Source organism: Candidatus Roizmanbacteria bacterium (genome assembly GCA_016700135.1).
Taxonomy (GTDB): Bacteria; Patescibacteriota; Microgenomatia; order UBA1406; family GWC2-37-13; genus UBA1450.
In genome coordinates this window covers 1,137,285-1,159,481 of record CP065004.1, presented here as the reverse complement: position 1 = coordinate 1,159,481, position 22,197 = coordinate 1,137,285, and the positions used below count along the sequence as shown (strand labels likewise).

The following is a 22,197-nucleotide window of genomic DNA, read 5'->3' as shown; positions in this document are numbered from 1 at the left end:
CATGTCATTCGTTCATTTACATGTCCATTCCGAATACTCTCTTCTTGACGGAATGTGCCGTATCGATAAAGCAGTTGACCGCGCAGTCGAACTCGGGATGCCGGCCCTTGCACTCACAGACCACGGTGCTTTATACGGAGCATTCAAGTTTTTTATAAAAGCTAAAGATGCCGGTATCAAGCCGATTATCGGTTGTGAATTGTACAAAGCAAACGGAAAACGTACCGAAAAACCGGAAAAAGGTGAACGCAACAACTTTCATCTTCTTGTTCTGTGTAAAAATCTTCAGGGTTATAAAAACCTGTTGCAGCTTGTCACTTTATCAAACCTGGAAGGTTTTTATTACAAACCGCGTGTCGATTGGGAGCTTCTCGAAGAATACCATGAGGGACTTATTGCCACAACGAGTTGTCTTGCAGGAGAAGTTCCGCAGCTTATCATGCAGGATCAGATCCAGAAGGCAGAAGAGATTCTCAAGCGATATCATAGTATTTTCGGGGAAGATTTTTATATTGAACTTCAGAGACATCCAAACTTGCCTGAACTCGACAAAGTAAATGAAGTCCTGGTGAAGTTCTCCAGAACTCACGGAATCCCTCTTGTTGCCACGAACGATGTACATTATCTTGATAAAGAAGATGCCTATGCTCAGGAAATTTTACTCTGTATTCAGACACAGCGAGCGATTTTTGAAAAGAACCGACCGATGTCGATGATAGATGTGCCGGACTATTACTTCAAAACGCCTGAAGAGATGAAGACCATCTTCCATGATTATCCTGAAGCAATTGAAAATACACTGAAAATCGCGGAAAAATGTGATCTGGAAATCCCGCACGGGAAATTGATTTTGCCGAAATATGATCTGCCTGAGGGGTATACAAACGAAGAATACCTAAGGAAAATGACCTATGAAAAGAAGGGCAGAATTAAGGGCTTCGATGATAAACTGGTATGCGAGCGTCTCGATTATGAGCTTGATATCATAAACAGAAAAGGATATGCTCCGTACTTCCTTTTTGTACAGGATGTTGTGACCTGGGCAAAGGATACCGGGATTGCGGTAGGTCCGGGAAGAGGATCCGCAGCGGGATCACTTGTATCGTATGTGCTCCGTATTACGGATATCAACCCGCTTGAATACAATCTGCCGTTTGAACGATTCCTGAATCCTGAACGTCCGACTCCTCCTGATATTGACGTCGATTTTTCCGATAAAAGACGAGATGAAGTAATACGTTTTATTTCAAAACGATACGGCAAGAAAAATGTCGCACAGGTTATTACCTTCGGAACGCTCGAATCAAAAATGGCAATTCGTGATGTTGCACGCGCTCTCGGGTATTCTTATGCACAGGGAGACCGTATATCAAAAATGATCCCCCAGGGAAAACAGGGATTTAAGATGTCCATAGACGGGGCAATGGAAGAGTCAGCCAATCTGAAACTGGCCTACAATGCAGAAGAAGATGTCAAAAAAGTGATAGATATTGCTCGAAAAGTCGAAAGCCTTCCCAGACATTTTTCAGTACACGCGGCTGCGGTTGTCATTTCGGACAAACCGCTGACGGAATATGTGCCGCTCCAGCGCGATAACAAAGAAGACCGTATTATCACACAGTACGATATGTACAGTATCGATCTGAATGCTGTATCCGAGAACAAAGCAGTCGGACTGGTCAAGGCTGATATTCTCGGACTTCGCAATCTGTCAACATTGGAGGAAGCTTTGGGCTTTGTACGACAGTTTAAGGGCAAAGATATTGATATCCATGAGGTGCCGCTAGATGATCAGAAAACCTATGATCTTATGGGGCGCGGTGAGACAATCGGTGTATTTCAGCTTGAATCTGCGGGAATGAGACGGCTTGCCCGTGAGATACAACCGTCAAAGTTGAGTGATATCACCGCTATGGTCGCGCTGTATCGCCCGGGGCCTATGGAGCTTATTCCGACATTCATTGCCGGAAAGAAAAACCCGAAGCGGGTAAAGTACCTTCACCCCGATCTTAAACCGATTCTCGAAGAAACATACGGAATTCTTGTGTACCAGGAGCAGGTAACCGAAATCGCTGTTCACCTTGCCAAATTCAGCAAGAGTGAGGCCGATATTCTCCGTATGGCCATGGGTAAGAAGAAGAAAAAACTCATGGAAGCGGGAAAAAAGAAATTTCTCGAGCGTGCCGTGGAATACGGTTATAACAAGAAAGTGGCTGCTGAAATCTTCAGCTTTATGGAAAAATTTGCGGCATACGGATTCAACAAAGCTCACGCCGCCTCTTATGCACTTATAGCATACTGGACAGCTTATATGAAAGCCAATTATCCCGTCGAATTTATGACCGCTCTGATGACTGCTGAGTTGCAGGGTGTTGCCGGACCTATGCGTGAGCAGAAAATGGCACAGGCTCTCGAAGAAGCAAAACGTATGAAGATTGAAGTACTTCCTCCTGACATTAATAAATCATTTTTGAAGTTTTCAATTGAAGGGAATTCTATCCGATTTGGTTTATCTGCTATTAAAAACGTCGGTTCGGCTGCAATCGAGTCAATTATTGAAGCGCGGGAAAAGGACGGCTCGTTTATCAGCTTCAGAGACTTTCTTGCGAGAGTTGATCTCCGAAAAGCAAACAAGAAGACGATTGAAAGTCTGATAAAAGCCAATGCGTTTGCCGCATTCGGGAACAAAGCGACTCTTATGATGTATTATCCTGATGCAGCAAAAGAAATATCAAAATACAAAGAAAATCAGGAACAGGGACAGTTCGGACTTTTCGGGCAACACGATAAGGAACGCTATAAAATGGATAATTTTAAACCGATTCCGGAATTCCCCGAGGAAAAGCTTATTGAATTTGAGAAAGAGGTGATCGGATTTTTGATCACACGTGACCCGATGGATAAACATAAAGATATCATCCTGCAAAAGGTGACCAAAAAGTTTATTGATATCGAAGAAACCGATATTGATAAACCGTTTATCTTTGCTGCGAGTATTTCCAGTGTGAAAGTCGTAAAAACTAAAAAGAACAACGATGATATGGCGTTTCTCCTCTTGAATGACAACTCAGCCGGTATCGAAGCTATCGTATTCCCTAAAACATATGCAAAAATCCGGTCAGCATGTATACCTAACTCAGTTATCCTTCTGAAGGGTAAGATCAGTGAGAGAGAAGGAGATTATAGTATTATTGTAGAGAAGGCAATAAACCTTGACCAGCGGGCTCAGGCTCTGAGAAATGCTTAAATTGATGCATATCCAATATGTTTGCAGTTCATATGTATAATTGCTACAATGGCAACCAAGAAAACTAAGATTTTTACTACTGTAGACAAAGAAGGCAACGTAATAAAAACAGAGGTTGAAGATAAAGTAAAGAAGAAATATAACATCCCCGTTGAGTATCTCAATTTGGGGATGTATTTTGTTATTCCTATTCTGACAGGTTTTTTTATCGGTCTTTGGCTTGATAAAAGATTTGACAGAAAAGGTTTTTTTACTATACTATTGATGTCTATAGGGGTTATTGCATCCTTTTATAATTTAATTAAACTTTATAAACAAGATGAGTCCGCACATTAGTATTAAGGGAGAAGTCGTTTACGAATTATTCGGATTCCCGATCACAAACACCATAGTCACGACTGTTATTGTCCTTATTGCATTCTTTTTTATTGCCCGGTATTTCTATTCTCAAATACAAAAATCGGACAGAAGCCTCGCTTTCTACGCACTGCACGGTATTATCGTAGCTATATACAATCTGTTTGAATCAGTTCTCGGCAAGAAGATCAACTATTTTTTTCCTCTTCTCGGCAGCTTCTTTGTTTTTATTCTCATGATGAACTGGTCAGGTCTTTTTCCCGGTGTAGGATCGATTCTAATCGAACCCCCCAAACATGAAGTGGAAGTAACCGAAGATTTGGTTGTTCCTGAGGAAGAAGCTGCTTCCCCTGTTTTGGAAGAGGAAATAGTTGGTGTCGATGAGCACGCGGATGAGGCTCCAGAGGAAGGTGACAATACAGCTGCCGCAACTGAAGAAGTGACGGAAGAACATGAAGGAGAAAGCGCCGAAGAAAAGCATTATGTCCCGCTTATGCGCGGAGGTACTGCTGATCTGAATACTACATTGGCTCTTGCTCTAGTTTCAGTCTTCGTTACACAAATCTACGGATTCAAATTCCTTGGACCGAAAGCACACCTTGCGAAATACTTTGATTTTCGTGACCCGATCATGATTATGCTCGGACCTCTTGAGCTTATTCAGGAGTTTGCACGCATCGTCTCGTTTGCTTTCCGACTTTACGGAAATATTTTTGCAGGAGAAGTTCTTTTGACTATTATTCCGTTCCTTTTACCGGTATTTCTGTCATTCTTTGTGACACCGATTTTCTTTATGGAAATATTTGTCGGAGTCGTACAGGCTTTGGTATTCACGATGCTGTCTGCCGTCTTTATCAATATGGCGACTGCTCATCATCATTAATTTGTTAATTATTATTAATTATTATTTATTATTTATAAACCTATGGAAACAGAAACAATGCGTTTACTTGCAACAGCACTCACAATTGGCATTGGTGTCATCAGTCCGGCACTTGCAGTAGGACTTATCGGAAGCCGAGCAATGGAAGCTCTTGGCCGCAATCCTGAAGCAGAAGGACCTGTCCGTACAACCATGATTCTTGCCGCAGCATTTGCAGAGTCAATCGCTATTTTCGCGCTTGTCGTGGCTCTTATTATCAAATTCGTAGCATAATACGGTAATTAATTATGGAAAATTTAGGCATTGACCTCAAACTCATCATTGCCCAGATCGCGAGCTTTGCCATTTTCTATCTTGTATTCAGCAAATTTATTTCGACACCTCTTCTTAAATTCCTTAAAAAACAGAAGGAACAGGAAGAACTTCGTGAGAAACTTGCAGAAGAACTCGAGGAGCGAAAAGCAAAACTTGAGGAAAAGGATAAAGCAATGGATCGCGAGCGTAAAAAAGCTCTTGAAAAAGCAATGGAACAGATTAAAAAAGATGCTGACGAAGTGCGACGAGAAATGATAGAAGATGCCAAAAAAGAGGCAGCTGCTATTGTCACAAAAGCACGTGAGCAGATGGAAGAAGAACGTGAAACAATGTACAAAGATATGCGAAAACAAATCGCAGATGTCAGTGTACTGATGGTTTCAAAAGCTCTGAAGCAGTATCTGACACCAGATGCTCAAAAAGAGGTCACCAAGTACATTATTTCAAATGTACCTGAAACCAAACTTGAAAGTTAATGAGTATTTTGTCATCCTGACCGCAGGCTGGCGGATGTTTCATCATCCTTGCAATTTCAGGGATTCAGAAACTCGTCTATAAGACTATGAGCTGGGGCTCAAAGTTCGGGATGACGGAAGTATTCTCAATTAGAACACTATCAATTATGCATATAGATCCAGCAGTAAAAGAAGATCTGAAAAAATATCTTCTCCAAAAACTGAACAACAACCAAGTACCGCAGGTAATAATACGTGCGCCGTTTCAATTAAGTCAGGATGAAGTATCAACACTTAAAAAGAAAATTGATCTTCTTGAGAAAGCGGACATTACGGTCGAAGTCGATTCTTCGATTTTAGCCGGAGTAATTATTCAGTTCGGGTCTAGTGTCATTGATTTGTCTATTAATACCGAGTTACAAACATTAGCTCATACGCTTTATGAAACAGTTTGACCAATACATTAAGGAAATTGAAAAAGAGCTTTCAGCCCGTGAAGGGATGAAAGTTGAAACGAAACAGATCGGAACCGTAACCGAGGTAAAAGACGGTGTCGTGACTTTGTCAGGACTGGACAAAATAGGATACGGCGATCTTATTGAATTTGAAAACGGTGAACGTGCAATGGTCATCGATTTGTTTGAAGACACTGTTGGAGCTATTGTTCTTGGAGATTATTTGGGTATTACTGCCGGTCAAACGGCAAAAGGAACGGGAATTACTCTTTCGATCCCTGTAAATGATGATGTCCTTGGTCGCATTTTGGATCCTTTGATGAGAGCACAGGATGCGGGAGTTGATATCAAATCCGAAACATATTATCCGATTGAAAGAACGGCACCGGGAATTGTCCGTAGGAAATCAGTTTCCGAGCCGCTGCAAACCGGAATCAAGGCTATTGATGCTCTTATCCCGATCGGTCGCGGACAGCGTGAACTTATTATCGGTGACCGAGGAACCGGTAAAACAACTATTGCCATCGATACGATTTTGAACCAGAAAGGTAACGGAGTGATCTGTGTCTACTGTGCAGTTGCCCAGAAAAACTCAAAGATTGCTACCCTGACCGAGCTTCTTCGACAAAAAGGCGCAATGGATTACACCGTAGTCATCAATGCATCGGCAGCTGATCCCGTCAATCTGCAGTACATGGCACCTTATGCCGCTACTGCCGTTGCTGAGTACTTTATGGATCAGGGAAAAGATGTACTGGTCATTTATGATGATTTGTCAAAACATGCATGGGCATACCGACAGATTTCACTCATCCTCCGAAGACCGGCAGGGCGAGAAGCATATCCCGGCGACGTATTTTTCCTGCACTCACGCCTTCTTGAGAGATCGGCACGTATTCATCCTGATTACGGAGGTGGATCAATCACGGCACTCCCGATTATCGAAACATTGGAAAACGACGTTTCGGCATATATCCCGACAAACGTAATTTCAATCACTGACGGACAGATCTTTCTAGAAACTGATTTATTCAATTCAGGCGTACGGCCGGCAGTAAATGTCGGACTGTCAGTTTCCCGTGTGGGGTCTTCAGCACAGACAAAAGCTATGAAACAGGTAGCCGGCAAGCTGAAACTTGATCTTGCTCAGTATCGTGAACTTTCGGCATTCTCACAGTTTGAATCCGATCTTGATCCCGAAACGAAAAAGCAGCTAAACCGCGGTGCAAAAATGACTGAAATTCTGAAGCAGAAAAACAGCAATCCTTACAATCTAGCAGAGCAGGTCGCTGTCATTTGGGCCGGTTCCAAAGGTTACCTGGATGATGTTCCTCTGAACAAAGTAATGGAATTCGAGTCAAAGTATTTAGCTGATTTGAGGGGCAGAGGAAAGAGTATTCTTTCAACAATCAATAAAGAGAGAGTAATTTCTGAAGCGATGGAAAAAGAGCTCGAAACATACGTCAAAGACAATTTGCCGGAAGAAGAGAAATAGGTCATAGGGGATAGCTGATAGCTTATAGATCTAACTTCTATAAGTAAATTACACCCTATAACCTAAACCCTATCAGCTATAAGCTATTTGTATGAATATCCGAACAGTCAGAAAAAAAAATAAGTCGATCAGAAACGTTCGCAAGATCACCAAAGCTATGCAGATGGTATCTGCGGTGAAAATGCGAAAAGCTCAACAGCTTGAAGTAGAAAGCCGGCCTTATCGTGACGGCTTGACGGAGCTTATTGCCAAACTTATCAAAAAAGTCGATCCGTCAAAAGCGAAGCTTCTTCAGGTTGATGTCTCACAAGCTGAGAAGCGCCTTGTAATCGTTGTCTCATCGAATAAAGGACTGGCAGGATCTTTCAATGTCAATATTTTCCGGTATGCTTTGTCCGCAATCCAGGATTTCAAAGATGTCGAGCTTGTGACTGTCGGAAGCAAGGGAACACAGTTTTTCGGCAGATTGCAGGATGCCCATATTCTTGCTGATTTTTCAGGAAGCAATCTGATTATTGAGGCATCGCCGCTTTTTGATTTTGTGCTTGAACAGTTTCAGACCGGGAAATTTAAATCCATTTCGATCATTTACAGTCAGTTTATATCAACCATGCGATCTCAGGTTGTTGAAGAGACACTTCTGCCTTTGACCAGCGTTGAAGTAAAGGAAGACATCAAAGAAGAAGGTCAGGAAAAGAAGAAGTTTGAAAATACTGACATTCTGATTGAACCATCACCCACTGAAATTCTTGAAAGCTTGCTTATGAGTTTTATCGAAAATAAAATAAGAGGAGCTCTTATCAGCAGCGAAGCAGTAGAACATTCAGCACGTATGATGGCGATGAAGAGCGCGACAGACAATGCATCCGATTTGATATACCAATTGACACTGTTATCAAACAGACTCCGACAGGAAAAAATCACATATGAACTGTTGGATATGATAAATGCGATAGAGAGCGTCAAACAATAAATTTATTAATAGTTATTACAAATTAGACATTTGTCATCCTGAGCGAAAGCGAAGGATCCAGTACAAAATGGATTCTTCACCCACGGTTCAGAATGACATACGTTAGTATTTACAAAAATAATATGGCAGACACAGCTGAAGGTAAAATTATTTCAATTCGAGGTGTCGTTGTTGATGTTCAGTTTCCTGAAGGTCACACACCGGAGATTTACGATGCTCTTCATATTGAAGATAAGAAACTCGGATCAATCACTTTGGAAGTTGAAGCGGTTATCGGGCCCGGATTAGTCCGCACTGTAGCCCTTACTGACGTTTACGGCCTCCAAAGAGGAACAACTGTAACAAATACCGGTAAACCGATCGAAGTTCCTGTCGGAGAAGAAGCACTCGGACGTATTTTGAACGTCCAGGGACAGGTAATTGATGAAGGAAAAGATATCAAAACTGACAAGAAACTAACGATTCACCGACAGGCACCGACACTCCCTGAGCAATCAGTCAAACAGGAAGTGTTTGAAACAGGTATTAAAGTCATCGATCTTGTTGCCCCGCTTGCAAAGGGAGGAAAAGCCGCCATTTTCGGAGGAGCAGGAGTAGGAAAGACAGTTACCATTCAGGAACTTATTCACAATGTCGCCAAGCAGCATGAAGGAGTATCAGTATTTACCGGAGTGGGAGAACGAACCCGCGAAGGAAATGATCTCTGGAATGAAATGAAGGAAACGAAAGTTCTTGACAGTACCGTTCTGGTTTACGGACAGATGAATGAACCGCCTGGTAACCGTCTCCGCGTCGCTTTGACCGGTGTCACTGAAGCAGAATACTTCCGTGATGAAAAAAATATGGATGTTCTTTTGTTTATTGATAATATCTTCCGTTTTGCACAGGCCGGAGCTGAAGTATCCGCACTTCTCGGACGCATCCCGTCTGCTGTAGGATATCAGCCGACACTTGCAACGGAAATGGCTGCTCTTCAGGAGCGAATTACTTCAACAAAGAAAGGATCTATCACATCTCTGCAGGCCGTATACGTACCTGCTGACGATTATACTGATCCCGCACCAGTCGCGACATTCGCGCATCTTGACGCGACAATCACACTTGAACGATCTCTCGCTGAACAGGCATTGTTCCCTGCAGTCGATCCTCTGACATCAACATCGCGCGCACTTGCACCTGATGTTGTCGGTGAAGAACATTACGAAGTGGCACAGGGAGTTTTGAAAACTCTTCAGAGATATAAGGATCTTCAGGATATTATCGCCATTCTCGGTATGGAAGAACTTTCAGAAGATGATAAACTTGCAGTAAGCCGTGCACGAAAAATGCAGCGTTTCCTGACACAGCCGATGAACGTCGCTGAGCCGTTCACTGGACGTCCGGGAAAATATGTCAAGATTGAAGACACCGTCAAAGGATTCAGAGAAATCCTCGAAGGAAAGCATGATAACAAACCTGAAGGTGCCTTCTACATGGTGGGGACAATTGACGAAGTAAAATAATGATACATCTAAAAGTCATAACACCGAAAAAGCTGGCCTTTGAAAAGGATGTGACGTCAATCACAGTGCCGACAGTGGCCGGAGAGCTGACAATCCTTCCTAAGCACTCTGATCTTCTCTCTCTACTGAAGGAGGGAGTCGTTACGATTCGGACTGAGAAGGAAGAACAATACATGTCTATCGGAGGAGGATATATGCAAACTGACGGCAAATCTATCCAGATTTTAGTTTCCCGAGCATTCGGACAGGATGAAATCAATGAGGAAATGACCCAAAGAGCTATCGAAAGCGCACAGAAAGTCCTCGAAGAAGTAGAAGATAAAGCCGAACGAACGGAAGCTCTCAGCACATTGAGACGCTCAATGGTAGATATGAAACTCCTTTCAAAAATGAGAAGGAAGGCAAAAGCTTAAATCTGTTATACTACGTTATTGTTGCTTATTGCACTGTTTTACCAATTGTTTGAGAAATAATTTGTATGGCCCTTATTGTTGTTGAGTCACCGACAAAAGCAAGAACCTTTAACAGAATTTTGAAATCGAAAGAATGGGGAAGCGATTACTTCGTATTCGCAACCGTCGGCCACTTCAGAGATCTTCCGTCAAAATCAATGGCTGTAGACCTCAGTCATGAATTCGCTCCTGAGTATGAAATCATGGAAAAAAAGATGAACATGGTCGAAAAGCTCAAGGATCTTGCAAAGGAACATAATGAAGTTATTCTGGCCACGGATCCGGACCGTGAAGGAGAATCCATCTCTTATCATGTCGCTTATATTTTGGGATTTGTAAATGAAAACTGGCCTGACTTTGATTTGAAAAACAGAGATTCTCTCAAACGTATAGTATTCCATGAGATTACACCGTCAGCTCTTGAAGAAGCTCTGAAAAACCCCGAGCATCTCCGCGAGGATCTGGTAAAAGCACAACAGGCTCGACGTATTCTTGATCGTATCGTAGGATACCAGTTGTCACCACTTCTTTGGAAAAAAATGGGGAAAAACTGGCTCTCAGCTGGCCGTGTACAGACTGTCGCTCTCAGACTGATAGTAGAACGCGAGAAAGAGATTGAAAAATTCGATAAATCACCCTACTTCCAGCTCTATGGGAACTTTATTAACTCCGAACCTATTAAAGCAAAACTTATTGCAAAAGACGGAAAAGAATATGAGGTAAAAACAAAACTGGATCTTTTTGACGGCTCATATGAATTTATAAAGACTACGATAGACAAGACATTATCTGAGGAAATTGAAAAAGATCTTAATGGGGATACATTCAAGATAACATCAATTGATGAAAAGATAGCAAACCGCTATCCGCCGCCCCCCTTTACAACATCACTTCTGCAGCAGGAAGCATTCCGAAAGCTCGGATATCCGTCAAAACTGACAATGCGGATCGCACAGTCATTGTATGAAAAAGGACTTATTACCTATCACCGTACCGATTCGTTTAATCTTTCTTCCAAATATGTTTTTTCGGCAAAAGATTACATCATATCTGCATACGGCAAAAAATATGCTTTAGAAAAGCCGAGAGGATACCGTACAAAATCTAAGAATGCGCAGGAAGCTCATGAAGCCATACGACCGACTAAAGCCGAACGGTCACCGCGTGAAATTAAGAATAAAAAGATGAGTATTCAGGAGAAGAAACTGTATGAGCTTATTTATTATCGTGCTCTTGCAACTCAGATGAAAGAAGCGGAAATCAAAGAAAGCACAATCAAAATCACAAGCGGTAAAGGATATGAATTTGAAGCAACTCATCAACAGGTCATATTTGACGGATTTTTAAGGGTTCTTTCACCGGCTTTCGTCAAGAACAACACGACCGAATTGAAAAAATCAGACACGGAAAACGTCACACTGGAAAAACTGGATATTGAAGAAAAAGAGACCAAACCGCCGTACAGATATAGTGAGGCATCTCTGATCAAAACGCTTGAAGAAAAAGGTATCGGCCGTCCTTCAACTTATGCCAGTATTATTTCGTTGATCATTGATAAACATTACGTCGAGAAAGAACACAGATATCTTAAGCCAACTCCGCTCGGCGGCAGTATTTCGAATTATCTTTCAGAAGCGTTTCCTGATATTTTTGGCCTGACATTTACCGCTCACATGGAAGATGATCTTGACGATATTGCAAACGGAGACAAAAAACTGCTGGATGTATTGAAGCATTTTTATTCTCCGTTTGAAACTGAACTTAATGTACGCAAGAAAGATACAGGGACCATTGATGTTGCAGAAGATAAACTTGAAGAAAAATGCCCGAAGTGCGGATCGGACCTTGTCGCCAGATACGGAAAATACGGTAAATTCTATGCCTGCAGCGGTTATCCTGACTGCAAATACATCAAACCCAATTTGAGATATGTAAACGGATATAACTGTCCTCAATGCAACGGCCGATTGGTGATACGATACAGTCGCGGAGGAAAGCGATTTTATGGTTGTGAGAATTATCCGACATGTAAACATGTGCAGTGGGCGCTGAAGGTTGATGAGAAACCCGCAAAAGCATCAGCGGAAAAAAAGCCGGACAAAACGGTGAAAAAAACCGCTAAACCAAAGAAATCAGCGGTAAAATCAAAAACAAAAAAATCTGTTAACAAAAAATAAGTTATGTAGTAAAATTACATATGCAAGGTTTGAAATATATTTTCGTTTCCGGTGGTGTTATTTCAGGTATTGGAAAAGGCGTTACAACCGCTTCGATCGCTCTTCTTCTCAAACAGGCAGGATACAAAGTCTCTCCGATCAAATTTGAAAACTATCTGAATCTTGATGCCGGTACTATAAATCCTATTGAACACGGTGATCCGTTCCTTTGTGAAGACGGTACAGAAGCCGATATGGATATGGGTACGTATGAAAAATTTTTGGGTGAGAACATGACAAAGGACAACTTTGTCACAATGGGAAAGATCTACAAAACGGTTATCGACCGTGAACGCAGATTCGAATACAACGGAGAAGATGTCGAAGCTATTCCTCACATCACGGATGAAATTATCCGCCGCATTCATATTGTTGCTGAGAAAAACAAGTCAGATATTGTCATTATCGAACTCGGCGGCACGGCAGGAGAGTATCAGAACATTTTTTACTATGAAGCATCCCGCATCCTTACACTAAGAAAACCGAACGATGTCATTCACGTACACGTGAGCTATGTTCCGACACCGGGACACTTGGGAGAGCCGAAAACAAAGCCGACACAGCTTTCCGTACGCACACTCAATTCTATGGGCATTCAGCCGGACTTCATCGTCGCAAGATCTACAAAAAAACTTGATAAAAGACGAAAAGACCGTTTTGCATTGTTTTGCAATATGCATCCCGATGAGATCATTTCGAATCCTGATTTGAATAATATCTATGAAATTCCTCTAACACTGCATGAGCAAAACATGGATAAAAAAATACTTGAGAAGCTTCATCTTGAAGTAAGAGAGCCTGAACTGGCTGATTGGACAAAACTCGTTGAGGAAATTAATACAAAAAAAGAGAAGACGGTAGAAATAGCCATTGTCGGTAAGTACTTCGGAACGGGTGATTACCAGCTGAAAGACTCATACGCAGCTCTGTTTGATGCTATTGACCATGCGAAGTGGCAGGTAGGTGTAGAAGTAAAGACCAAGTGGGTGAACTCTGAAAAGCTTGAATTTGACGGATTGTCAGACGAGGAAGCAATGGAAAAAATTGCCGAAATTGTCGGAACACCGGACGGGCTGATTGTCCCGATCGGTTGGGGAGAGCGTGGAGCAGAAGGCATGATTGCAGCAGCAAACTACGCAAGAGTAAAAAAGATTCCATACTTGGGACTTTGCTATGGCATGCAGCTTGCTTGTGTGGCATTTGCGCGTCATGTGATCGGTATCAAAGATGCAAACACTGCTGAGAACTCTCCTGAAGGTGTAAATCCCGTCATCCATATCATCCCGTCACAGAAGGAGCTCATGGAACGAAGGGCATACGGCGGTACTATGAGACTTGGAGCATGGGAAGCAAAAGTACAAAAAGATTCACGCGCATATGATTTTTATAAGAAATACGGCGGACCCATCAGTGAAGACGGAATCACAAGTGAACGCCATCGTCATCGTTATGAGTTCAATGACGATTACACAGACCAGTTTGAAAAGAACGGTATGAAGATTTCAGCACGATCAGTTGTGGAGCAACTGGCCGAAATCGTCGAACTTCCGGAAGATTCGCATCCTTTCTATATCGGGACACAGGGACATCCTGAGTATAAAAGCCGCCCTCTTACCCCGCATCCGTTATTCGTTGCATTCATTGAAGCAGCAAAGGAACACAACAAGTAATCTTCTTTGCAATTTCCTTTGATTTTTTCTGCAATCTCTCGTATAATACTCTATCTATGGCAAACGCAATACAATACAAAGACAATAGCCTCTCAATCGGAGACACTGTTGCTGTTGACTACAAAATCAAGGAAACAGACGATAAAGAACGTATTCAGCAGTTTTCCGGTATTGTCATCAAAATCCGCGGTGCATCTGAAGCAACACGCATGATCACGGTCCGCAAAATTTCAAAAAGCGGTATCGGTGTCGAGAGAATTTTTCCTTTGTCATCTCCTTTTATCGACGATATCAAAGTCGAGAAAAAGTCTGAATTCAAAAAAGCACGGGCATACTTCATCCGTGATCTTTCAGGCAAAAAGATGCGACAGAAACTCTACAGACAGAAATAATATTTTTTCTTCTCAATTGTATTTTCATACGGATAATAGTACTATGGTGTAATTACACATCATATGTCCTACGATAATAAGAAGACCGGTTCATACGGAGAATCAATTGCCATAGCTTTCCTGAAATCAAAAGGATACGCTATTTATGCCAAGAACAGCACATCACGATGGGGAGAGATTGATATCATCGCTGAAAAGAATAACGTAATACATTTTGTCGAAGTAAAGACCAGGAAGTCTACAAAACAGGGGTTACCGGTCGAAGCAGTTACGTATCATAAAATAACAAAACTTCTTCGTACTGTACAGTTTTATATTCACTCCAACGCACTGTACAACAAGAAATTTCAGATAGATGTCATTGGTATACGACTTTCCGAAGATAATACTATGCTTGAAATGAAGTACTATCCGAACCTCTCCACTGACTTATTTCTTTAGCGGAGTAAAGTTCGGGATTTTCGCGTTTTTGAATATATACTGAAGCCAGCTCAACAAATCGGGAAATCTTCGTCCGTCAGTCCGTCGTGAGTATTTTTTTACGAACTCTACAACCTTTGCAAACTCTTCATCCTGTTTATGCGACTGTGTCACTTCCTTTGCGAATGCGTACAGGGTATCCTCATCAACATCGAGTTCATAGTTGTTGTAGCGGAGGAATACACCGGTTGCGACAATTGATATGCGCTTATTTCCGTTGTTGAAGGGATGCAACTTGTTAATAAAATACAGATAGCAGGCAGCTTTATGAAAAAGGGTAGGGTATAGGTCTTGTTTATCAAAGGTCCTTCTGGGTATTGAAATGATGCTGTCCAGCTTCTCAAAATACGTATGACTGTAATTCGGGGGCGGATCTTTTACCTTCTTGAAAAAATCCGATAGAACCTTGCAGATTATCTGAAAATCATCATGATCAAGATAATGCATAGAAGATGACCGTTACTCATAGGAAAGACGCCGCAATGTCTTTTGATACTTTTGCGTTACTTCTTTTGCAAACTGTTTGGTTTTGGCTTCCCGTTTTGTCTCCGTTTTGTCACGGTTCCACATTTTGTCAAAAAATCGTACGACGAATTTCATATTGATATATTGTACTATATAATCACGACGTTCACATTATAATAACGATTTGTAGAAGGGAAATAAATGTTTGTGAAGAGATCTGTAATAAATCACAAAACGCATTGAGTTGGAAAAATCGGATCGGATTTGTTAAAATAAAGGTTCAGTTTTAGACGGCCCCATCGTCTAGCGGCCTAGGACACATGGTTTTCATCCATGGAATCTGGGGTTCGAATCCCCATGGGGTCACTCTGAAAAAAGACTCGGTTTATCCGGGTCTTTTTTTATGTATTTAACTGGATGAGAAGTTTATGTCCGAGGCAACATTTATACTTTGAAAACTGCATCTACTGTCCTATAATATAGAAATGCCGGAAACACAAGAAAATGAACAACGTAATCGCTTAGTTGAGATGGCTCGGTCACTGGATCGACAGGTATGGTCTAAAGGCGGCTTTCCAGCAGAAGAGCGGCCTGATTTGGATTTTCTTTTACCAAGACTTCAAATTAACTCCAATCCCTCTTTATCCCTATTATCTCATCCGGAAATACAGCAACTCAAAGGGACTCCCATATGGGCACAAATGGTTGAAGAGGGAACTGCTGAAAGCAAGGAACAACACGAACTCTCGGAAGAAAAGAAAATCGCTCAATATGATTCTCTCACAAGAACAATTTCAATAGCTGAAAGTGCCTTAATTGTTCCGGATAGGAACCTTAAGCGATATCTCGCACATGAGTTGGCAACCGATAATTATTCTCGGGCACAAACTACTTCACTTGAACAATTGCCAGAGGATAGACAAACACAAATCAATCAATTCTTGCAGCAATTTAGACAAATGGGTTTAAAGCTTGAAGGACCGGTACAAGTTTTGAAAAATGGAGCAACTGAGCATCTGTTAGTTGATGGATATCTGGTTGCCACTGTAAGCGGTCAATTGGCCGGAATTTACGATGAGATTTATCCGACAATATTTGAATTGGTGACCTCAGAAATTGATCAAAGAAACGGAAATATCGGTAGATTTGAAAGAGATATTAGACAACAAAAATTACAAATTGCCAGAAATGAACAGCATCCTCATTTTACAGAATCAGTATTCAAAGCAATGGAACTCGTAGACTGGAGAATACTTCTGAAAGCATTCAGACATACGGATTTTGATTATGTGTTAGATCTTCTACGAAAAGAGTCTGAATACGGAGAGGGGATATTTGCACGATTTGTAGCGGATATGGAAAAAGACGAACACGAAATAGAAAACGTATTACGGGCTTATATGCAGCGTGGATATAAGAACCGTTAATACTAATTAAATGAATATACCACTAGGTATTGAATAATAACCTATAGTATTGACTTTCCTTTCTTTATCCGCTATAATTCATGCTAATTATGAATAACGAAGGAAAATCATTAAACGACCAAAGAAATGAAGCGGAATTAGATCGTCTCCTAAGAGGAGACTATCCTGTCGAATATGTAAAATACCGCTGGCTTTATGCTAAATACAACTCAAGTCCTGCACCAAGTATAAAACATCTATCACCTACAGAACTGGAAGAACTAAGAGCTTTTAGAAAACAAAGAAGTGAAATTGATATACCCAAAGGATATTCTGAAGGATTTTACGAGAGATTTTGGGGAGAATATGAAGTATATAATCAACAGAATGAAACAAGAATTTCACCTAAAGCATATTGGACAATGATTGGATCTCAATGTGGATTGAATTTTATGTTTTTAGAACAAGCTATGGATACTGATATTATTGATGAAATCGCCCGTGAACTACTATTCATTCAAACATTTTCTACTAAGGAATCTTCATAAATCCACACATTTAGGGATCCGGTATTCGCAGGTACTACTGAGCTATAATATCATTATGAAGAAATTTCTCATAATTTTTGCTGTCCTTGCTGCATCAGCTTTTGTTTTATATATCTCATTACTCATCTACATCGACAGTAGGGCAGAACATGAAACAAAAGTCAAATCCGATGTAATTATAGTGTTGGGCGGAACTATCAAATCTGATAATTCATGCTACGGACCTATCTGTAATCAAAAAGGATTTGTAAAGAAGCCCCGTTATAATCCGTGTGTTATTGCCCGTGTAGATCATGCAGTTGAACTTTATAAAGAAGGTTTTGCACCAAAAATTCTCATGTCGGGAGGGAATGATGAAGGTACAAACATAAACGAAGCTGAGAATATGAAAAAATTTGCCATTGCAGCTGGCGTACCTACTGAGGATATTCTTATTGAGAACAAATCAACATCGACCTATGAAAATTTTGCATTCTCAAAGGAAATACTTACAGATGCAAAATTAGATTCAGTCATTATAGTGACTGATCCGTATCATATTGCCCGAGCAAAACTGGTTGCTTCAAAACTGCATTACGACTACTCTTTGTCACCTGCTGTTGAAAGCGTCTGCTGGGACCAGGACAAAAATAAACCCTTCACTAATCGCGATTCGCGTCGGGAAGCTTTCGCCTTGATACTCTATAAACTTCTGAATCAGATATAACAATATACAATGGACTGAATTCCAAAGTTTACATCTTCTCTATATGACCTATAGTTTGATTTTAATGATCTACTATGATATAATTTGAACGTCAAAAACTTGGCGTGTAACGTGCAGAGGGAACAGCTCCCGATGTCCAGTCATCCGAGTTGACACGGAGAGCAAAACGTGGAAGGCGGTTTGCTCTACACGCACCTTTTATTTCAGAAGTACCCTAAGAGGAGAGTATCATGCTTCAGCGCTTTATGACCTTGGTCATCGCAGCAATTATGATGACGATGGTCAGTTTTGTCAGTGCGCCAGCTGAGGCGCATGCCGCGGATTCTGATGAAATTTCTCAGCAGGGCTGTGTGACCTATTACGACCAAAACGGGAATGTGACTTCCATCTCGTGCGGCGAGCCGTATATCGGCGGCGTCGCGAGCGATGTCTACTCCCGGATCCGGGACTCCCAGGAATGGGCCGGCGTCAAGGGACACGAGATCCAGGGACAACTTTTCGGAGAACAAGCTGCAGAAGCTTCTTGCTAACGAAGAACTAACGGCTCACTGGAAGCAGTACCAGCGCGATCCGTTCATCGACGAGCGTGATCACAAATAAGCATACCTGCTTGTGCAGAAGTTACAACAGAATACACCTGCTTAACGAATAAAATCGTTGGGCAATATCACAATGCAGATAACCATCTGCACTGACATCTGCGGACAATCCGCACGAGTAAGCTACAAGCTTACGTACAAGAGAAACGCCGCCTCATGGCATGATGAAGTTTCATCAGATCATCAGGCGGTTTTTCTTTGGAATAAATAAAACAGTTAAAAGGTGTATATCTGCACCCTGCCCGAAGGCAGGATGCAGTATACGACTTGTACTATGTCTCCGCGTGGAACACACGGCCCGGCCGCCATGGTGTCCCGAGAATCGGGAGAAGGAAACGGTCAATGCCGTACCACCCTGCCACACGCCACGCAAGCACCAGCAGCACCGAGAACGCAAAGAGCATCGGATTTGAGCTGGCACTTCCAGACATCATGAACGACCAGTTCATGAACCCACCGCCGAAAGCGGCAATGCCCGTGAAAAGGCCGATGATCAACGCAATGCCGACCAATACTTCCGAGTACATGATCAACGGCCCGAACCACCTGTGCCATTCAGCATCGATCATGAACTGCAGGAACGACCGCCACCAGTCAAACGAGACGAGCGGACGGCCTTCTGCCGGAATAGACGCGGCACGTGTCCAAAAACCGAGGATCGCCTCACCGTTGTGCCAGGCGGGGTCTTCCAACTTGTGAAAACCGGCTTCAAGCCATTCGTAGCCCACCAGAATGGGGAGTGCGAGCCAAAGAGGGGCGGAACCGGTACTTTCAAAGAGAAAGCGTGAAAGGGGAGGTTCCTCAACGACCACGGGCGTGGCAGCCCGCGCAAAGAAAAAGACACCGACTGCTGCAGCGGCTCCTCCGATCAGCAGCCCGCGCATTCCCATGAGCATCCATCCGAACAAAGCTGCAAGTACCACAACTCCGAGCTTACCGAACATGTGTGTTTCTCCTTTATAGACTAAACGGTCCGATACAATCTACCAAAGTAAGGTTTTACACCTCAGGCCCCATTCTCCTTTCTTCAGGTGACCAGATTAATTTTGGCATACAAAGGTCAATAAAACCTCTCTATACCAAAGTTAATAAAGTAAGTACAAATCGTATTGTTAAAGAACAGTCCCGGTAGAATACAGCTTTTGTATTTACAGAGAAGAAATATTATATCATTCATTATGGTATTTATAGAATCTTATTATCGGTCAACCGCGTGTCTGATTTCGATTCTGAGTCCCGGAAACATGATATCTCCGAATTATGTCCGTTCCTGTGATACAATAGTTCATTATTTCATTCAGATTTGAAATACTGACACCATCTATGACTGAGCTTCCTCAACCTTCACCAATCACCGAAACTCTCGCAAGAAAAGATTACGGGATAAACACGGAAGAAATATTAAACGGAAGACTTGCCAGAATGGTATCAAACGGCCTGCAGGTTGTGACCATCTGCAATCACGGAAGCGGCAGAAGCTACAATGTTGCAAAGGAATTAACCCTTCAGGGAATCGGAGCGGTATGTCTTCAGGGAGGATTTGACGGTCTCAACGAGCGCACTGATCCATTATTACTTTCACCGATTTATTATGAACTGAACCAGGTACCGAATGTGGGAATTATACTCACGAGAGAGGAGCAGTTGTATTATCTTTCTCAAATCAATCAGTTGCGGGCGTTCCGGTACGGTTCTTCCGAATCGGCAATTCGCAGTCTTTTTGCTTTAGTAAACGGAGTGTAAAAAAATACTTCTCTTTAATCTTCTGATAACCTATAGCATAATATACATATATCATTATCTGCTTTTGAGTATGTATAAAAGCTAACATACAAAGGGTGCGGATAAATGATATGCACATTGACAGATCGGGCTAATTTGAACTGACTACTATTGGTGAGAAGCAATTCTCGTCAATACGGTCAGTTCAACCTATAACTTAAGAGAGGATTTTACAATGAAAACGCGTTTCAGTGGTTTGGTAGTATTGGTTCTGCTTGCAGCATTGCTTGCAGGCTGTATGGCAGACCGCGCGCCACAGCCGAGCAGTGACAGCCCGCAAGCTTTCCTCGCGAATCCTGATGGCATGCCCGTCGATGATGGTGTATACCTCATCGCGGGTGTCGTGATCGGAGATGTCGAGAGTCTTGTTCGCCAAACCGCACCCGCACGGGGGTCAATGGCAGGGAGTGCCTACGGCGCATACGGCAGCTATTTCGGACCGGAATTCGGCGGCAAGGGATTCGTCCGCTTGCATGTCCAGTCATCGGATTCCGAACTTGCTCCCGTTGGCAGCATTGTCATTCTCAAGGTCACGGATTCGAAGGCATCTGTGTTGCTCCCTGGTGACTCTGTGGAGTTCAAATGCCGTCACCAGTTTGAGGCTGTCGCCGCCGTGCGTGACAGCGAGACCTTCAATGCCGACAAACTGGAAACGTGGGAAATCGACTACTGTCGGTTGACCACTCCCGTTATCGGCCAATAGCCCGGTCATCTTTGTTCAAGGCTCCCGGTGCGCATGCACCGGGAGCCAAATCTCATATTTGATACAATACGACATGCAAAACACCCTCATCAATATTCTGAAAGCAGCATTTTATTTTATGCTTTTTATTGCCGTTATGGCATTCATTTCGGGTGTTGTGATGCTCACATGGAAACCTCAATTTGTCATCGATCAAATTCAGAAGTACTTGGTCAAACCTACACCCATCGAGCAAGTTCCTTTGAAAGGGATCGGTATACTGGGAGACAGCCAGTCAGACGAATACCGTGCTGATGACAAACGCGGGACGAATTATCCGACCTCTACGTATAATTGGGTTGAGATTTTGGCAAATAAAAGAAATGTCAACTTCGGAACATGGAATTATTATGAAGAACCCAGAAGACAGGGGTATGAATACAATTTTGCCCGGTCAGGTGCCACTGCTGCGTCCATGATTTCATCTGACCAGCATGCCGGACTGGCCCAGTATGTTAAAAGCGGAGAAGTAAACGTAGTAGTAATCTATATCGGAGCGAATGATTTTGCCCCGTATCTGTATGACAATGCATATAGTGCAATTTATAACGAAGAAATGAGTCGGGAAGACATTATTCAAAAGGAGAATCTCATAGTCGCGGATATTCAAACAGCAGTTGAAACGCTTCAGGCTGCAGGCGACCCCGAAATTTTTATCGTAACAATCCCTGATTGGGGAAATCACACAGCGGTTAAAATCGGTTTCCCGCTTCCTTATAAACGGTATCTCGTCACGCAAGTCATCAATGAAACTAACGCTAAAATTGCAGATGTAGCTGAAAAATATGGGGCACATATTATTGAGACAAATGACTTTTTCCAGGGCTTGCGGGGAAGTGAGACTGATTATCAGGTAAAAGTCGGAGATATCATTCTTGACCAGTATATCGGGCAGAATAATCCTCAAAATTTGTTTCTATCGGACGGAATCCACTCAGGTACCGTTCTCAACGGTTTATTTGCAAATTACCTTATAGAACACATAAATCCGTACCTTACATCCCCGATTGAGTCGCTTACGACTGATGAGTTATTAGACATTGCCGGATTACACTAA

The 22,197-nt window shown here is 42.3% G+C and carries 24 protein-coding genes and 1 tRNA gene; 22 read left to right on the top strand and 3 right to left on the bottom strand.

Annotated elements, in window-relative coordinates; genetic code table 11:
• Window position 1: 1 nt before the first annotated feature.
• From IPM65_06130 to IPM65_06065, 14 genes are all read left to right on the top strand, one after another.
• Window positions 2-3,247 carry a DNA polymerase III subunit alpha gene (locus IPM65_06130; GenBank protein QQS43689.1) on the top strand — a complete coding sequence of 1,082 codons (3,246 nt, stop codon included), beginning with the start codon at window positions 2-4 and terminating at the stop codon, window positions 3,245-3,247.
• A gap of 48 nt (window positions 3,248-3,295) precedes the next feature.
• Window positions 3,296-3,583 carry an AtpZ/AtpI family protein gene (locus tag IPM65_06125; protein ID QQS43688.1) on the top strand — a complete coding sequence of 96 codons (288 nt, stop codon included), beginning with the start codon at window positions 3,296-3,298 and terminating at the stop codon, window positions 3,581-3,583.
• A complete protein-coding gene (gene atpB / locus IPM65_06120) occupies window positions 3,567-4,487 on the top strand; it encodes a F0F1 ATP synthase subunit A (GenBank protein QQS43687.1) in 921 nt (306 codons plus the stop codon). Before IPM65_06125 ends, atpB begins: the two co-directional genes overlap by 17 nt.
• Window positions 4,488-4,529: 42 nt before the next feature.
• The gene (atpE, locus tag IPM65_06115) at window positions 4,530-4,760 is read left to right on the top strand and encodes an ATP synthase F0 subunit C (protein QQS43686.1); all 231 of its coding nucleotides are present in this window, start codon (window positions 4,530-4,532) and stop codon (window positions 4,758-4,760) included.
• Window positions 4,761-4,774: 14 nt separating this feature from the next.
• Complete coding sequence (locus IPM65_06110; GenBank protein ID QQS43685.1) at window positions 4,775-5,278, top strand: ATP synthase F0 subunit B; 504 nt, start codon at window positions 4,775-4,777, stop codon at window positions 5,276-5,278.
• A 146-nt stretch (window positions 5,279-5,424) separates the two neighbouring features.
• The gene (locus IPM65_06105; protein ID QQS43684.1) at window positions 5,425-5,712 is read left to right on the top strand and encodes a F0F1 ATP synthase subunit delta; all 288 of its coding nucleotides are present in this window, start codon (window positions 5,425-5,427) and stop codon (window positions 5,710-5,712) included.
• The gene (locus IPM65_06100; protein QQS43683.1) at window positions 5,699-7,207 is read left to right on the top strand and encodes a F0F1 ATP synthase subunit alpha; all 1,509 of its coding nucleotides are present in this window, start codon (window positions 5,699-5,701) and stop codon (window positions 7,205-7,207) included. Before IPM65_06105 ends, IPM65_06100 begins: the two co-directional genes overlap by 14 nt.
• Window positions 7,208-7,298: 91 nt before the next feature.
• Window positions 7,299-8,180, top strand: a complete 882-nt coding sequence (gene atpG / locus IPM65_06095; protein QQS43682.1) for an ATP synthase F1 subunit gamma — start codon at window positions 7,299-7,301, stop codon at window positions 8,178-8,180.
• Between the two features lie 122 nt (window positions 8,181-8,302).
• Window positions 8,303-9,682 carry a F0F1 ATP synthase subunit beta gene (locus IPM65_06090; protein QQS43681.1) on the top strand — a complete coding sequence of 460 codons (1,380 nt, stop codon included), beginning with the start codon at window positions 8,303-8,305 and terminating at the stop codon, window positions 9,680-9,682.
• Entirely contained in the window at window positions 9,682-10,095 is a 414-nt protein-coding gene (atpC, locus tag IPM65_06085; protein ID QQS43680.1) for an ATP synthase F1 subunit epsilon, read from the top strand. The genes IPM65_06090 and atpC overlap by 1 nt, the downstream gene beginning before the upstream one ends.
• 65 nt (window positions 10,096-10,160) lie before the next feature.
• Complete coding sequence (gene topA, locus IPM65_06080) at window positions 10,161-12,311, top strand: type I DNA topoisomerase (GenBank protein QQS43679.1); 2,151 nt, start codon at window positions 10,161-10,163, stop codon at window positions 12,309-12,311.
• A gap of 20 nt (window positions 12,312-12,331) precedes the next feature.
• Window positions 12,332-14,020 (top strand): CTP synthase, encoded by a 1,689-nt coding sequence (locus IPM65_06075; GenBank protein ID QQS43678.1) that lies wholly within the window; start codon window positions 12,332-12,334, stop codon window positions 14,018-14,020.
• Window positions 14,021-14,076: 56 nt separating this feature from the next.
• Complete coding sequence (gene rplS / locus IPM65_06070) at window positions 14,077-14,412, top strand: 50S ribosomal protein L19 (GenBank protein ID QQS43677.1); 336 nt, start codon at window positions 14,077-14,079, stop codon at window positions 14,410-14,412.
• A gap of 63 nt (window positions 14,413-14,475) precedes the next feature.
• Window positions 14,476-14,853 carry a YraN family protein gene (locus IPM65_06065; GenBank protein QQS43676.1) on the top strand — a complete coding sequence of 126 codons (378 nt, stop codon included), beginning with the start codon at window positions 14,476-14,478 and terminating at the stop codon, window positions 14,851-14,853.
• Here the strand turns inward: IPM65_06065 and IPM65_06060 are convergent.
• Both IPM65_06060 and IPM65_06055 read right to left on the bottom strand, forming a co-directional pair.
• Window positions 14,842-15,339 carry a type II toxin-antitoxin system death-on-curing family toxin gene (locus IPM65_06060; GenBank protein ID QQS43675.1) on the bottom strand — a complete coding sequence of 166 codons (498 nt, stop codon included), beginning with the start codon at window positions 15,337-15,339 and terminating at the stop codon, window positions 14,842-14,844. The two genes, IPM65_06065 and IPM65_06060, sit on opposite strands and share 12 nt — an antisense overlap.
• Before the next feature lie 12 nt (window positions 15,340-15,351).
• Window positions 15,352-15,492, bottom strand: a complete 141-nt coding sequence (locus tag IPM65_06055; protein QQS43674.1) for a hypothetical protein — start codon at window positions 15,490-15,492, stop codon at window positions 15,352-15,354.
• A 157-nt stretch (window positions 15,493-15,649) separates the two neighbouring features.
• On the opposite strand from IPM65_06055, the gene IPM65_06050 reads away from it, so the two are divergent.
• The 5 genes from IPM65_06050 to IPM65_06030 all read left to right on the top strand — a co-directional run bounded on the left by IPM65_06050 (window position 15,650) and on the right by IPM65_06030 (window position 18,547).
• A tRNA-Glu gene (locus IPM65_06050) sits at window positions 15,650-15,723 on the top strand.
• Window positions 15,724-15,842: 119 nt separating this feature from the next.
• Window positions 15,843-16,784: a hypothetical protein gene (locus IPM65_06045; protein QQS43673.1), complete on the top strand. Its 942-nt coding sequence runs from the start codon at window positions 15,843-15,845 to the stop codon at window positions 16,782-16,784.
• 89 nt (window positions 16,785-16,873) lie between these two features.
• Window positions 16,874-17,311 (top strand): hypothetical protein, encoded by a 438-nt coding sequence (locus IPM65_06040; protein QQS43672.1) that lies wholly within the window; start codon window positions 16,874-16,876, stop codon window positions 17,309-17,311.
• Between the two features lie 55 nt (window positions 17,312-17,366).
• Window positions 17,367-18,017, top strand: a complete 651-nt coding sequence (locus IPM65_06035) for a YdcF family protein (GenBank protein QQS43671.1) — start codon at window positions 17,367-17,369, stop codon at window positions 18,015-18,017.
• Window positions 18,018-18,247: 230 nt separating this feature from the next.
• Window positions 18,248-18,547, top strand: coding sequence for a hypothetical protein (locus IPM65_06030; GenBank protein ID QQS43670.1), 300 nt, complete (start codon window positions 18,248-18,250; stop codon window positions 18,545-18,547).
• A gap of 341 nt (window positions 18,548-18,888) precedes the next feature.
• On the opposite strand, the gene IPM65_06025 is transcribed toward IPM65_06030, so the two are convergent.
• Window positions 18,889-19,428 (bottom strand): DoxX family membrane protein, encoded by a 540-nt coding sequence (locus IPM65_06025; GenBank protein ID QQS44726.1) that lies wholly within the window; start codon window positions 19,426-19,428, stop codon window positions 18,889-18,891.
• Between the two features lie 511 nt (window positions 19,429-19,939).
• Here IPM65_06025 and IPM65_06020 point away from each other — a divergent pair.
• The 3 genes from IPM65_06020 to IPM65_06010 all read left to right on the top strand — a co-directional run bounded on the left by IPM65_06020 (window position 19,940) and on the right by IPM65_06010 (window position 22,197).
• Window positions 19,940-20,359 carry a hypothetical protein gene (locus IPM65_06020; GenBank protein QQS43669.1) on the top strand — a complete coding sequence of 140 codons (420 nt, stop codon included), beginning with the start codon at window positions 19,940-19,942 and terminating at the stop codon, window positions 20,357-20,359.
• A 214-nt stretch (window positions 20,360-20,573) separates the two neighbouring features.
• Window positions 20,574-21,101, top strand: coding sequence for a hypothetical protein (locus IPM65_06015; protein QQS43668.1), 528 nt, complete (start codon window positions 20,574-20,576; stop codon window positions 21,099-21,101).
• Between the two features lie 73 nt (window positions 21,102-21,174).
• On the top strand, window positions 21,175-22,197 hold the full coding sequence (locus tag IPM65_06010) for a hypothetical protein (GenBank protein ID QQS43667.1): 1,023 nt from the start codon (window positions 21,175-21,177) through the stop codon (window positions 22,195-22,197).